The sequence below is a fragment of the Bacillus sp. 522_BSPC genome (assembly GCF_001076885.1).
GTDB lineage: Bacteria > Bacillota > Bacilli > Bacillales > Cytobacillaceae > Niallia > Niallia hominis.
In genome coordinates, this window is record NZ_JVDT01000229.1 from 1 (window position 1) to 14,814 (window position 14,814).

Sequence of the window (14,814 nt, forward strand, 5' to 3'; positions counted from 1 at the left end):
AATCTAAATAGAGTGTATAATAGGATTTGTTTTCAAATAAGATTCTTACACTTAAGAAAAAATGCCATCACTCATGGGATAAACCGTACAGTATATATGGTAAAAGGAAAGCTGACAATTAATGAAAAAATATGTTCTGTTTTCTGTCTTAGAAAGAAGTACCCAATTCCATTAATCAAAGTGTGTAATCGTAATATTCTTAAAAATTGCTGTCCCGCCATCTGAATACAATGTGATGGCTTGATCATCTATATGAGGAAATATTAAATTCGAATGAACAATCTTCCCATCATCTACAAAAACCTCGATACTACTTTTATCAACAAGGATCTTTAAATGTACTTGTTTTTGTTCAGCAGGAAAAGGTGCTCTACTTTCTGAATGTGAATTCAGCTCATCTGGATGATCAGTCAAAGAACGATTTACATACGAATATTTTTCTTTTATAAATATTCCTACATTCACATATCGCTCTTGATCAGAAGATTCTCTAAGTCTTAAACCGACATTATCTAACTCTGTCCAAGAGATATCTGTCTCTAGTTGATAAATTTCTCCTGTCATCTCTAGTTGCTTTTGGCCGTTTACTTCTATTTCCTTTAGATGATCTTTTGTCTTGGCCAGATTGTTGTATGTTTCGATTGGTTGGGATGCTAAATAATAGGAATTTTCCCTATTATTTTTTAATTGAATTTGTCGAACAACAGAATCCATTCCGTTATAGCCTTCTTGCAATGTAGGGGTATTGTCGGCATAATTCCAATTGTTCATCCATGCAAAAGCATATCTTTTCTTGTAATTATCACTATTACTATTACTTCCATCTTCAAAGGTCACTCCAGCATACCAATCAAAACCATAATCAAGCCATTGGGGTTCCAAATAATCAGCTGTAAAATGGTTTCCATCAAAATGACCAATCCAATATGCATAAGTATTGGGCTGATTCTTTGTTTTTCCATTTGCGCTAGCACCAAGCACCCATTTGAAGCTCCCATCATTTGTCTGCATATAGTAAAGATCCGGACATTCCACAATTCCTATATCCTTTGTATAAAAATCGCTGAGATATGCCCAATCTTTCAGATTAGAGGATTTATAAAAACCAATCTTTGTTCCTTCAGCCATTAACATTATCCATTTATGATACTCATTTGACCAAATGATTTTAGGATCACGAAAATCATCGGTTCCGGGATTTGTCATTATAGGTGTATCGTTGTATGAAGTGAATGTATTGCCATTATCGAGGCTATACCATAAGAACTGCTCTTGTTTTTGCTGATTGGCTGACGGCTGCGTGACGATTGCGATGAGTGCGTTATATCCAAATCCGGCAGTATTTTCCTTATCAACAACGACAGAACCTGACCAAGGGTCTCCATTTTGATTTGTGTATTTTGGGATGGCAATCCCTTTATCCTTCCAGTGGACTAAATCTTTTGATATAGCATGTCTCCATTCTGTACCATTACCATCAGGATAATCACCATTGTAAAGGTAATAATAATGATAGTACCCATCTAAATAGATTGGTTTTTGTGGATCATTTTTCCACTTGTCAGGAGTAGTAAAATGGTATTTGGGACGATAGGATTGACCATCAGAAATAATGTTCTGTTCTTGGTAGTCTACTGTTTCAATAAAAACCTTAGTGATTTGATTCCAAAATAAGAGGATGCCGACAAGCATAATGAGGCATAAGAGAAATAGGATTTTCTGTGTGTGTTTTGATGGTTTTTTCATGGTAGTATCACCGCGCTTATCCTGTATTTCTTTCTATTGGTAAAACATGCCAATTAAGTAGTAATTGGCATGTTTTACTGTTAATTATTTATAGTGATTTGACCTTGTTCTAAAATGCTATTTTTAACTACAGAAGTTTTATTCCCTTTAATATTTAATAAAAAGCTTGGGGCAAAAGTGGATTTATGATCTTCAAATAATCCTCTATTTGTCATATAGCTTGTGACAACTACATTGTCACTATTCTTTTGTGGAATCGCAAAATGAGCGTAGTTCCATGTAACATCATTTGGATCTAGATTTTGATGTAAAACAATACCTGTTTTGTTTAAAGGTTTATATGGTCCAGTAATAGAATTAGCTACATAGCCTAATAGGTAAATATCTTTGTCGTTAATCCCATCAATAGTCATTTTTGATCCTCTAGAACTTGTAAATAGATACCATTTACCATCTTTTTCAAAGATATTTGCACGTTCAATTTCATCAGTAACAGTATTGGAAGCGATTAACGGCTTCATTTCTTTCTTAAGTGTATAATCATCATTAATCTCAATGATTCCTAATGCACCATTTGCAAGTGTTGCTAAATTCTTTTTAGGACTTTGTAATAACTGCTTTTTTTCTGTTCTGAAAAATTTAGTGTTTCCCCCATAATAGATTTTATTAAATAATGATTCTTCTCCTTGATAGCCATAATCTGTTCCTGTATTAGCTTCAAATACAAGATATTTGTGTCCATTGTCTTCAACGTAGTGAGGATCTCTTAAAGTATGGTTATCTGCATAATTTCCACCCGAAAAAGCTTGATCAACTGTTTGGTATACTGAGCCATCTCCACCATCATAGATCGATTTATGATCTTCCACACCATCGATTTTTAATGTATTTGCATCTAATTTAGATACATTAACTTGGGCAGTAGTTAGTGTTTGTTTCCCAAAAAATCCATGTTCAGGATCCCAGCCATGACGATTCGTATAGAATAAGCGAATTTTTCCATCAGAAGTGAAAGTGGCTGAACCAGACCATTCTTCTGCTTGATTATTTAAAATAACATCATTGGTAGCATATTTATCGCTGTCTTTAAATACTCTTCCTGCATTTTTCCATGCATTAATGGAATTATCACCAATTTTTTTATAGAACATGTAAATAAATGTATCCCATCCTTTATCAGGATCTCCAGCTAATCCAAACACAATTTGATAGCCATTATATTCTGCAACCGTTCCATCTGCATTTTGTAGCGGCCATGTATCCCAGACATCTAAGTCAATCAAATTACCATTTTCGTCATAGCCCTTTGCTGAAGGAATGTTTTTAATCGTTGATTCATCAAAAGTTGGCACTTTAAATTTAGAATCGTTTTGTTGTTCGGTTATGTTTTCCATATCGAATCGAGTGATATGTGAAATACCATAGGATTCTTTGTGATCTAACATTTCTTTTTGTTTTGCAAAAGTTAGTGATCCACTACCTCCAAATAAAATAGCTGTACTCAATAATACGACTGTTGCTTGTTTAGCTGGTTTGTTCAATTTCATGGTTTACCTCCTAGAATGTGTTAGATGAAACAAAAGATAAGGACAGGGTAGAACTGCTGATATATTAAATCAAACCAGCAAATTCACCGTGTTTCTAATAAAAATTATAGGTTAATCTAGTTTCTACGCATATGGCATAAATTGATAGAAATCTAGTCTTATATTGATATAAGATAAATCGAATATACTAGGTGGATGTAATAGAAGTCCGGGACCTTCTTCCTTATTTCATATAGAGAGAATGATTGTTTGTAAAAAACACAAAAAATAGCTCCCTGCAAAAGGGAGCTATTAGAAGGTAGGAATTAGTGGGAAGATGGAACGGCAGCCTTATCCCAAGATTTTTGAAATTCTTGCAACAATTGATCTCGATTTAGCTGTTTGCCCACGTATAATTGCATGGCTAATCCAAATTCTTCTCGTGCACTACCAGGAAAGGAAAACCAGTTGGCTCTAAGGATTTTTCCTGTTTGGTAGTAATTCATAATTTCCGTTGCAAGAGGTCCTAGATGGTGTGTCTCTATATGGTCAAAAGCTGGAATGAATTTAAATTGTTCCGTCATAAAGGACTTTCCTTGCTCTGAAAATACCATCCAGTTTAGAAAGTTTTTAGCTGCTTTTTTCTTTTCATTAGATGATTGCTTGTTTACTACCCAATAATTAGAAACATTAACAACTATTGCATCAGCTGGTTCCTCGTTAATAGGAATCGGCAGAAATCCAATGTTCATGTTGGGAGATTGCTGATCAATTATTGGCTGAATCCAATTGCCTTGTTGGATCATCGCAGCTTTTCCTGAAGCGAAGAGGTGAACTTCTGTATTATAGTCCGTTGTTAGGGGATTGTTATTTCCATATTTGAGGGTAGTATCAAGTAAAGAAATAATATCTAAGAAGTTTTGATTGCTTGCAATATTTGTGGTTCCCTTGTTTAGTTGGGCAATAAATGCTTCAGGATTATCTTGTTGTGCAAAAGCAATATTTAAGAGATGATCCCCAAGCTTCCACTCTTCATAATATCCAGTTGCAAAGGGAGTAATACCTGATTCTTCTAATATTTTTGCTGTTTCCTGTAACTCAGATAACGTTTTAGGAAGCGTATGAATTCCTACCTTATGGAATAAATCCTTGTTATAAATGAATCCATATCCTTCTATATTAAGTGGCATTCCATACACTTTGCCATCCATTGTTACTGGTTTCAATGTGTCTTTATATGCATGCTTAATCCATGGTTGATCAGATAGATCTTCTAAATAGTCGCTCCATATTTTCGCATTGTCATATCCTGTATTTGTAAAAATATCAGGACCATTCCCAGCAGCAATTTGGGCTTTCAAATCAGCAAGATCATCAACAGCACCACCAACAGTATGGACTTGAATATCTATATTTGGATGTTCGAGTTCATATGCCATAACCATTTCCTCAAATTCTGTAGAAATTTCTACTTTTGGATTTCGTATAGTTAGTGTGATACGTTCATCGGTTGTTTCTCTTTCTCTTGAGTATTCTTCTGACTTAGGTTGACAAGCTGAAAGTGCAACAATCATCAGTCCTGCAATAAGCCATGTGAATGTCCACTTTGTCATAATTTCACTCTCATTTATTAATAAATTGTTGTATTATCTACTTTGCGTCTAACGTTTTCAGACAATTTCTGTACTCAAATGGCGTTAAGCCAACCATTTTTTTAAATAGTTTGGAGAAGTATTTTTCGTCCTGATAACCCAGTAATAAAGCAATTGCATAAATGTTATCATCTTTTTCACGAAGCAAGAATTTTGCTCTTTCGATTCTCAGCTTCATAATATATTTAGATAAGGGCATGCCTGTTTGCTGTTTGAACTTTCTGGAGATATGCTCGCGACTTAAGAAAAATAGATTAGAAAGTTTTTCTAAACTTAATTCTTCCATATAATAAGTATCAACATAAGAAACAATATCCTGCATTCGCTTGGCATCATCTATATCATTTAAACGATGAATCGTTCGGTAATTTTGTTCTTCAACTGCTTTTTGCATCGCTTGATAAGACTCGTGTATTTTTTCTAACGATGTTAGGGGTGCACCATTTACGATTCGTATAGGAATATCGAATTGTTGAATAATCCATTCTTCAACAGAAAGCCATTGTTGGTATGTTGTAATCACTAGGCAAAGGCTATGATCATGTTGAAGGGTAAAAGCATTTCCTATTCTTTTTTGAACAAGTTCATCTGCAAGTAACTGGATATATGGTTCAGAATGGTGCATCTGATAAAAAGAAATAAGTGTAAGCTCATACTCCTCTCCATTGGGAAGATAAGAAGAAAGCTCTATTAAGTCAAATTCTTCTCCCATACAGGCTTGTGTAGCCAATTGATTCAAGCGCAGTCTTTTTGCATCTTCCAAAACACCAGCATCTTTATTCTCCATTGTCCATGATTGCACGGCATCCGTTAGTGTATTGTTAAAAGATTCAGCTTCAATCGGCTTTAATAAGTAATCAAAGCTGCTGCACTGAATTGCTTTGCGCATATAGGTATAATCGTCAAATCCAGTGATTAGAATAACTTTTCCAGGATAAGAAATAGAATCTAGCCACTCAATTATTTCTATTCCATCCATTTTCGGCATCTTTACGTCTGAAAAGATAATTTCTGGTTTTTGATTTTTTATGATTTTTTTTGCTTCTTCTCCATTACTAGCTTCTAAAATAGTAGTAATTCCATGTTTTTTCCATTCTCCGATATAGCGAATAACATAACGTACATTAATTTCGTCGTCTACAATAAGAACTTTCATATAGAATGAACCTCCTCTGAAATAATGGTTCACGATGATGAACCATCCATTTAATTCTGCATCTGGATATATATCTTTACAATAAATCCCTGCCCATTGTTTGTATCTATCTCTAAACCCGCTTTTGCTTCGTAGTTTAGAAGAAGGCGGTCATGGATATTTTTTAAACCAATATGCTCGTTAGAAAAGTCGCCAGGATAAGGAGCACAATAGATATTATTGTTTAATCTTTCCAGTTCTTCCGCTGATAAACTTGAGTAGTCATTTTCAACTATTAGATACAAAAAATCTTCTTTAATTTCGCCTGTTATGTTTAATTGAGAGTCAAAATAGCCTTGTTCATAGCAATGTTTAAAATAGTTCTCTACTAGTGGTTGGAGTATCATACTAGGGATTTTTATCTCTTGTATTACTTCATTTATATTAATAGAGTATTTTAGCTTACTGCCAAAACGCTCTCTTTGTAGTGTTAAGTAGGCTTTTATATAATCCATTTCTTCACGGACTAGAACCCATTGATCTGCTCGGATGGAATACCTCATCATTTTAGATAAGGACGTTACAAGCTGATAGATTTTAGGAGAGTTATATTGAAGCGCAACTGCTCCGATGGATTGAAGAGCATTAAATAGAAAGTGAGGATTCACTTGCGATTTGAGTGCTCGTAATTGATTTTTTCTATTCTCAATCTCTAATTTGTATTCGCGATCAATATGGAGATTAATACGTTCCAACATCTCTTTCATATGCTTTTCTAGATGGCCGATTTCGTCTTCTCTATTATTGTTAAAAGGAACACTTAAGTTTCCTCCTTTAATAGAAAGTACCTTTTGACTAAGATTTTTAATAGGTCGTGATATATAGTAGGCAAGGATGCCGATCATTATTAGTCCTAGTAACCCCACCCCTATTCCAACAAGGATATTTGTATAAGCGGTTTGTCTAGCTTCATAAAATAATCTATCACTTGGCGTCACCTTTACAATTTTCCACTGATGGAATGGTTCTGATAAAGTTTTAGTTAATATAATATCATTTTTCTTATTTTGGTTGGTATTAAAGAAATTCTGGTCTGTTGTTTTTCCTATTAGAGAAGTATTGTTTGTATACATCACAACATCACGCTCATTAAGAAGAAAGATGGAATCGCCTTTCTCCTGCAATAGACTATTACAAATCTGTGCATACTCGTCTAAATCTATATCAATGGTAATAATCCCAAGAAATTCTTTGGATAACGGATCCAGTATTTTATGATGGATAGTCATAACCGTTGTTTTGTCTGATTCAGGAATAATAGCCGCATTATTATAGTTTCCAATCGAATGTGGAGGCTCTATTAAATAATGTGAGTTCAAATGCAAAAGCTCTTGCATAGATTCTTGCTTCATTAATTGAATTTGTGGTTTTCTTGCACTAATCATTCCATTATAAATAGTAAAAGATTCTTTATTCTTATCCAAATAAAAGCGGATTTGGCGTATTTCGGAACGCATAAGGAAAAAAGTTTCGATGTTTTCTTCCATTGCAATTGAATTAAAATAAATGGAATCTTCATAGCCATTAGTGAAAATCTGAAAAAAATCTGGATTTCTATATAAAATATATGGCAGGTTGATCATATCGTTAAAATATTGATCTAGTTCAATAGATAATTTATCTATTTGCTCTTTGCTGTTTTGAAGTTCATGTTGTTCAACACTTTCCTTTGTATATCCATAAATAATTAAAACCGATAAAAAATATGGCAGGATAATGAAAGCAAGAAGCATGAAAAATAAACGACTTTGTATGCTTTTCATATAAAGAAGTTCCTTTCTTTCCGTTAATTTCATTATCTAGTCTTAAAAAAATTTAGATGGCATTCAAATAACCTGTCCTTTAAATCTAAATCCTTTTAAACAAATAAGTCAATATACATAGGTGGAAAGAAAGTTAGAAGTAATTTCTGTTGTTTTTTCAATTAAACCGCTGATTGGTATCGCTTACTCGTAAAAAGAAAGCGGTATCAAATGGAATAAAAATGAATCAATGGCACTATAAAATGAATCTTTATTACGAAATTTAGGCAATTATGATTGAATATTGTCATACTATCTATCATTTTGTTACACGCTCGTTAAAAATGCGGAAATTATTAGGTTAATTTTTATACATTTGTTCAATCTAAATGTAATGATGTAACGAAAGAAATATTTATCGAGTTATCTAAAATTAGTAGAGGAAAGTACAAGTAAAGAGAAAGTAGCAAAACTATGGGCGAAGTTGCCATCCTACTTTGTCTAAAGTAATTTTGTTCGCTTAATACCATTTAAAGATCATATTAATGTAGAAGCAAAATCCGTTCTAGATTATAAGGAAGCACTATTAGACTAAAAGATTACACCTTAGGGAATGCTTCAAATCTATCATAATCAGCCAATTCCTACTGTATTACTGAAATCTATCTAAAAGGAAACATGGAAGTGATAGAAAAGTGCCTAGACCTGAGTGGGCAATTGTTCACTCAGGTCTAGGCACTATTTTGCTTGGTGAATTTTACCTTGAACCGTTTCGTAGCTTACTTTTTAAACTCATTCAATCTTTCGTATGTCTCCAGAAGAAACTGATAAAATAATAATTCTGTTGGAAGAAGTTTTCGATGGGTGGGATAAATGACACCGACGGTTCGAGTGAGATTGTTATCTGAAAGGGGGATGACGCAAGTAGACCGTGGTGTGTTATCTACGAGAGTCATTTCAGGCATTAAGGCAACGCCCAATCCTGCAGATACTAATCCTTTTAGTGCATCAATATCTTTTCCCTCAAATGCAATCTGTGGTGAAAAACCTGCATCAAGACATGCTGTAACTACTTGATCACGAAATACAAATCCTTCAGGCAAAACACAGAAAAAGTCGTCTTTTAGGTCTTTTAACTGGATTTCTTTTTGCTTACTTAAAGGGTGATGAAGTGGAAGGAGTGCGACTATATTTTCTGTAAATAATGTCGCACCTTTAATTTTAGTTTCTTTTTCACGATTCGGCATTGGCGCAATCATCGCCAAATTAAATTCCCCATTAATTACTCCATCGATGAGATCGTGATATAGGGCATTGCTCATATGGAATTTAGCTTCTGGATAACGGGTGCGAAAAGAATAAATGATGGAGGGTAGGGTATGAGCAGCCATGCTAATAGGAAATGCGATTCTAACTGTTCCTTTTTCAGGATCAAGGGACTCCTCTACTTCTCTTTTTGCGTCTTCCATCATACTCCATACTTGCTTCATGCGTTCAAAAAAAACATTACCTAGAGGCGTTAATTTTACGCTTCTCCCTTCACGTATAAAAAGTTCTACTCCTAATTCTGTTTCTAAGTTAAAAATCTGACGACTCACAGATGACTGCGCAACATGCAAAGAATCGGCAGCTTCTGTAATATGTTCTCTTTTGGCAGCTTCTAAAAAATATTGAATTTGTCTTATTTCCATATCTTCACTCTTTTCCACTCATGCGCATAACGCATGAATTCAATCCGAAATTAGTATTGAAACTATTAATTATAAAATTATAAAATAAAAACATCTTTTAGAAAAGAGAATATTCTAACATTAAAAACATTAGGGGCTGAAAAAGGATGAAAGTGCTGGAGGAAAAAGAAGAGGTTCAAACACAAACCGTGACAGATTACGTTAACGAGTTGTTTATTCAAGTTCAACAACGCAATCCTCACGAAAAGGAGTTCCAGCAGGCAGTTAAAGAAGTCCTCGTTTCTTTAGTTCCTGTACTTGAAAAAAATCCAACATATATTAAACATGCTGTATTAGAAAGAATGCTTGAACCAGATCGACTAATTAGCTTTAAAGTACCTTGGGTAGATGATGCGGGAAATATAAAAGTAAACCGAGGCTATCGTGTCCAATTTAATAATGCGATTGGACCTTATAAAGGAGGATTAAGATTTCATTCTTCTGTTAATGCAAGCATTATTAAATTTCTAGGGTTTGAGCAAATCTTTAAAAACTCATTAACTGGTCAACCGATAGGTGGCGGGAAAGGTGGTTCCGATTTCGATCCTAAGGGCAAATCAGATCAAGAAATTATGCGTTTTTGTCAGAGCTTTATGACAGAACTTAGCAAGTATATTGGACCAGATATCGATGTCCCTGCTGGAGATATTGGCGTAGGTGCAAGAGAAATTGGCTATCTGTTTGGACAATATAAAAGATTAAAAGGTGCTTATGAAGCTGGTGTTTTAACAGGAAAAGGTGTCGGTTATGGAGGAAGCTTAGGGCGGAAAGAGGCGACAGGATACGGATTAGTGTATTTCGTGGAAGAAATGCTAAAAAGTCAAGGACTACACTTTAATAACAGTAGAGTTGTTGTGTCAGGTTCAGGAAATGTATCTATTTATGCCATGGAGAAGGCGATACAGTTAGGAGCAAAGGTTGTAGCTTGTAGTGATTCAAATGGCTACATATATGATCCCAATGGCATTAATCTAGAAACAGTAAAGCAATTAAAAGAAGTAGAAAATAAGAGAATCTATGAATATGTAAAAGAACATCCAGATGCTCTTTATCAGGAAGGATATACTGGTATTTGGGGGATACCATGTGATATTGCATTGCCATGTGCAACACAAAATGAGCTTAATAAGGAAGCGGCAGAAAAGTTAATCTCTAATGGGGTAAATGCAGTAGGAGAAGGTGCAAATATGCCTTCTACATTAGAAGCAGTTGATACCTTTATTCATCATAATGTGTTATTTGCACCTGCTAAAGCTGCAAATGCAGGTGGAGTAGCAGTTTCCGCTTTAGAAATGGCACAAAATAGTGCAAGAATAGCTTGGACACAGGATGAGGTAGACAAAAAATTACAAGAAATTATGAAAAATATTTATAGTAAAAGTATAAAAGCAGCAGAGGATTATGCGACGAGAGGAAATCTTGTAGCAGGAGCAAATATTGCTGGTTTTATTAAAGTAGCAGATGCAATGATTGCACAGGGGATTATATAACAAGCTTATCACCAGATAGGATTAATAAAAAATAGTAGGAGAATCAGCAATTTGCCGATTCTCTTATTTATATTATAGGCAAACATATCTTTTTAAAGTGCTGCCCGATTTTTTTCGTATGAATATCAATCTTACTAACTAAAAATACTTCGACATTCGTAAAATAAAATTGTATTCTTGAATTTTTCGCGTTATACTATCTATAAATTTAATATTCTGAATATAAAGAATATTAAAATAGTATTGCGTGTAAAATAACAGAACGAAGGAGGAAGGATTATGCTAAACAATTGGAAAGTACAATTAGAAGAAATGTATGACAAAATGGTGGAATGGCGCAGATATTTGCATCAGTATCCTGAATTATCAAATCAGGAATATCAGACTTCCAAGCTAATCGCATCTCTTTTATCGGAATATGGGATTGAGAGTAAGGTAAATGTTGGAGGTATGGGAATTATAGGCTATATAAAGGGAGCGCAACCAGGAAAAACCATTGCGTTAAGAGCTGACTTTGATGCATTGCCTATTCAGGATGAAAAAGAAGTACCATATAAATCTAAAGTAGCCGGGGTCATGCACGCATGTGGACATGATGGACATACTGCAACTCTATTAGCAGTTGGTAAAGTATTGCAGGAAAACAGAGAGCAATTTGCAGGGAATGTTGTTCTTCTCTTTCAACATGCGGAGGAAGGCGGTGGTGGAGCAAGAAAAATGATTGCGGACAATTGTCTCGAAGGAGTAGATGCCATTTTCGCTAATCACTTATGGAGTTTAATCCCAACTGGAACGATTTCTTATACGAAAGGGTATACAACAGCAGCAGGAGACGGATTCCAGATTAAAATTAAAGGCAAAGGCGGTCATGGCTCTTCTCCGCATGATACCATTGATTCTATTGCTGTAGCTGGTCAGCTGATCAATCAGCTACAATACATAGTAAGTCGAAGAGTGAACCCTCAAAAAACAGCTGTTGTGACTATTGGCTCCATTCATGCAGGGGATGCTAGCAATGTAATAGCAGATTCTGCGATATTAAAAGGAACGGTGCGAACATATGAAAAAGAAGTGCAGCAATTAGTAGAGGAAGCCATGAATGATGCAATTAAAGGAATCTGCTTGAGTTCAAAGGCTGATTATGAATTTGATTATTACCATGGAGTAGCTGGGGTTTATAATCATCCAAATGAAACAGAGATATTTGCCAAATCAGTGAAAGATTCTCTGCCAGAATTGAATGTGGAAGAAGTGCCAGCACTGTTAGTAAGTGAGGATTTTGCCAATTATCTGGAGGAAAAGCCAGGTATGCTTTTCTTTACTGGAGCAGGAAATGAGGCTTTAGGAGATGTATATCCCCATCACCATCCTAAATTTGATTTTGACGAAAGGGCAATGCTAAATGCAGGAAAAGCAATGCTCTCTATCATTCATTATTATCTTGTGGAAAATGCTTTGGAAGTGATGGCACCATATAATGCAGTAAAGTGAAGGGGAAGCTTTCTTTTAATTAAACACCTTGTTTACGTTATAACAAAATGAACGAAAGAGTCTTGTCCTAACACTCCATGATTCTATTTGATTTTTGACCTTAAATGAAGTAGTTCTCCGCTCCATTCCACTTGTTTTTAAGCTAATAAAAAAGCCAAACAATCATATGCAACTGTGTGATTGATTAGCTTTTTCTTTGGCTTGATTATTTATATCTTAGCCTCCCATTATAGTTTAGATTTCTTATAAACTATCAAAATGCAAGTGAACAGGACAATTAGTGAAAGTCCTAAGTGAAAACTTTTACACTTTTTAGTGCCAGGTACCAGCGATGGACAAATGTCTTTTTAAGGTGCCTAGTATAGTAAATAGGTCAAATAATTAGAAAAAAGCCACCGTTTTCATTGTAAAATGGAAGTACCTATCACAGAACTTCCAATCTTACTACCCTTACCAAGGAGATGAAAACGATGGCATATTCAATATTTAACCACATTCAAGGTAAAAAAGGAAGTCGATGGGCAGAGTTCTTGAGAGAGACAGGGACAGAAAATTTAATGTTAGTGGCGATTGATGCGGCAAAGTTTACACAAAAAGCATTGATTTGTACGTTTTATGGGGACATTTTAGTCAAACCTTTCGAGTTTGATGCTTCTATGACTGGTTTCGACTATTTAAAGAGAATCATTGAGTCGGAAAAGAATAAAAACAGACTGAAAGAAGTAGTAGTGGGGATTGAAACGACAGGGCATTATTACGAGGATCTTGTTAGAAAAAGTCATTCGCTTGGCTATCATGTTCGAACTTTGAATGCAGCTACTACTGCCCAGGAAAGACAAACCCTATTAAATTGGTCTAAGACGGATAATTTAGATCTAATGGCCATTGTTCAATCCATGATTCATGGCCGGGGGACATCCAACGAGTTAGCTTCTGGTGATGTGCTAAGCCTACAGAAACTTACACGTGCCCGACGCGAATTAGTGGGGGAACGAACAGCTACTCAAAACTTGATTCGTATGCATTTAGACCATATTTTTAGGGAATTTCAGGGGAAATCCGTCTGGGTAAAAGGAAAGCGTGAAAAAGTGGAACCATTTAGTAATTTGTTTGGAAAAGCACCTCTCTACCTCATGAGGCATTATCCCCATCCAAGCGATATTTTAAAGCTTGGGGAAAAGGGATTACGTGATCTTTCCATTCGTGAAAACTTAAAAATAAGAGACAACACCATTCAGATTCTATTAAACTATGCGGAAAATTCGATATCTCAACCCAAAGCATCTTTAGAGGGGGACATTTTTCTCCTAACTCAAAAATTGGATCGTTTTGAATTATTGAATAACCAAATTGGTGAATTAGAACGTAAAATTGAAGATTTGTTTGTTGGTATGGAGGGAGCAGTTATTCTAAGTGTTCCTGGGATAGGAGTGGTTACTGGAGCTGAATTATACGCTGAAATGGGCGATATCTCCGATTTCGAACATGCGGGGCAATTAATTAAATTGGCAGGGACCAATCCTATTGTGAAGCAATCGGGAGGGAAAAGACCATCTTATTTCTGTATTTCTAAACAAGGAAGAAGAACATTCCGAAATATCACCTACCAGGTAGGTAAATCCCTAGCTGTAAATAATCCCGAAATGAAACAAAGATATAAAGCCTTTAAGGAGCGTGGAAAACTCACGGGTCAGGCCTATATAGCCTTAGGAAACCGAATGATTCGCCTAGCCTTTTCCATGATTCGAAACCATACCTTATACCATACGGATCAAGAGAACTATGTTCTAGTAGATGAAATAAGTAAGAAGCTTAGAGTCGCTAACACAAAACGGTTTTATGAAGTCCACGTCTTGTCAAATACTTGCCTATCAGCTTAATTTAGAAGTTTATCGTACCATTATTTAACCTTTTATAAATTTATTATTGTTTGAGCTAAAATGGGGCTCCTCTAGGACGTTAGATCACATTGTATTTCGTGCCTGAGGCTTTAGACCTCGTGTGCCAGCGTTATGGATCTTGTCCTGCAAATACGAATAATACGTGAAAATCGAAGTTTATATTCGCTAGGCGGTATCCCTGTAGGATGAAACGCAAGGTCCTTTCACGCTCTAGAGGAGCCCTATAATAATACTCTGTGATGGTTGATTCTTCCTAAAAATGGAAATAGGGGACTTTTCTTAAAGTTTGTCTTTTTTCTAAGAAATTTCCATTTGACTTATTTACCATTATACGCTGGCAC

General features: G+C 35.2%; 9 protein-coding genes. 3 read left to right on the forward strand and 6 right to left on the reverse strand.

Features of this window, described 5'->3' with window-relative positions; genetic code table 11:
* Positions 1-171: 171 nt before the first annotated feature.
* The 6 genes from ADJ83_RS18670 to ADJ83_RS18695 form a co-directional block, all read right to left on the reverse strand.
* On the reverse strand, positions 172-1,746 hold the full coding sequence (locus tag ADJ83_RS18670; RefSeq protein ID WP_048718689.1) for a glycoside hydrolase family 32 protein: 1,575 nt from the start codon (positions 1,744-1,746) through the stop codon (positions 172-174).
* An 80-nt stretch (positions 1,747-1,826) separates the two neighbouring features.
* Positions 1,827-3,293, reverse strand: coding sequence for a glycoside hydrolase family 68 protein (locus ADJ83_RS18675; RefSeq protein ID WP_031536434.1), 1,467 nt, complete (start codon positions 3,291-3,293; stop codon positions 1,827-1,829).
* A gap of 305 nt (positions 3,294-3,598) precedes the next feature.
* On the reverse strand, positions 3,599-4,885 hold the full coding sequence (locus ADJ83_RS18680) for an ABC transporter substrate-binding protein (RefSeq protein WP_031536435.1): 1,287 nt from the start codon (positions 4,883-4,885) through the stop codon (positions 3,599-3,601).
* Positions 4,886-4,922: 37 nt separating this feature from the next.
* On the reverse strand, positions 4,923-6,080 hold the full coding sequence (locus ADJ83_RS18685; RefSeq protein WP_048718692.1) for a response regulator: 1,158 nt from the start codon (positions 6,078-6,080) through the stop codon (positions 4,923-4,925).
* A gap of 50 nt (positions 6,081-6,130) precedes the next feature.
* Positions 6,131-7,882, reverse strand: coding sequence for a cache domain-containing sensor histidine kinase (locus ADJ83_RS18690; protein ID WP_048718695.1), 1,752 nt, complete (start codon positions 7,880-7,882; stop codon positions 6,131-6,133).
* A gap of 758 nt (positions 7,883-8,640) precedes the next feature.
* Positions 8,641-9,552, reverse strand: coding sequence for a LysR family transcriptional regulator (locus ADJ83_RS18695; protein WP_031536438.1), 912 nt, complete (start codon positions 9,550-9,552; stop codon positions 8,641-8,643).
* Positions 9,553-9,698: 146 nt separating this feature from the next.
* Here ADJ83_RS18695 and gdhA point away from each other — a divergent pair, with 146 nt between their 5' ends.
* From gdhA to ADJ83_RS18710, 3 genes are all read left to right on the forward strand, one after another.
* Positions 9,699-11,081, forward strand: coding sequence for an NADP-specific glutamate dehydrogenase (gdhA, locus tag ADJ83_RS18700; RefSeq protein ID WP_031536439.1), 1,383 nt, complete (start codon positions 9,699-9,701; stop codon positions 11,079-11,081).
* A gap of 279 nt (positions 11,082-11,360) precedes the next feature.
* Positions 11,361-12,572: a M20 metallopeptidase family protein gene (locus ADJ83_RS18705; protein ID WP_048718699.1), complete on the forward strand. Its 1,212-nt coding sequence runs from the start codon at positions 11,361-11,363 to the stop codon at positions 12,570-12,572.
* Positions 12,573-13,042: 470 nt separating this feature from the next.
* Positions 13,043-14,452, forward strand: coding sequence for an IS110 family transposase (locus ADJ83_RS18710; protein ID WP_016205067.1), 1,410 nt, complete (start codon positions 13,043-13,045; stop codon positions 14,450-14,452).
* The last annotated feature ends 362 nt before the right edge of the window (positions 14,453-14,814 follow it).

Bases quoted from the DNA above. Each gene is read 5' to 3' on its own strand.
- ADJ83_RS18670 (WP_048718689.1), bottom strand. From the start codon at position 1,746: ATGAAAAAACCATCAAAACACACACAGAAAATCCTATTTCTCTTATGC.
- ADJ83_RS18675 (WP_031536434.1), bottom strand. From the start codon at position 3,293: ATGAAATTGAACAAACCAGCTAAACAAGCAACAGTCGTATTATTGAGT.
- ADJ83_RS18680 (WP_031536435.1), bottom strand. From the start codon at position 4,885: ATGACAAAGTGGACATTCACATGGCTTATTGCAGGACTGATGATTGTT.
- ADJ83_RS18685 (WP_048718692.1), bottom strand. From the start codon at position 6,080: ATGAAAGTTCTTATTGTAGACGACGAAATTAATGTACGTTATGTTATT.
- ADJ83_RS18690 (WP_048718695.1), bottom strand. From the start codon at position 7,882: ATGAAAAGCATACAAAGTCGTTTATTTTTCATGCTTCTTGCTTTCATT.
- ADJ83_RS18695 (WP_031536438.1), bottom strand. From the start codon at position 9,552: ATGGAAATAAGACAAATTCAATATTTTTTAGAAGCTGCCAAAAGAGAA.
- gdhA (WP_031536439.1), top strand. From the start codon at position 9,699: ATGAAAGTGCTGGAGGAAAAAGAAGAGGTTCAAACACAAACCGTGACA.
- ADJ83_RS18705 (WP_048718699.1), top strand. From the start codon at position 11,361: ATGCTAAACAATTGGAAAGTACAATTAGAAGAAATGTATGACAAAATG.
- ADJ83_RS18710 (WP_016205067.1), top strand. From the start codon at position 13,043: ATGGCATATTCAATATTTAACCACATTCAAGGTAAAAAAGGAAGTCGA.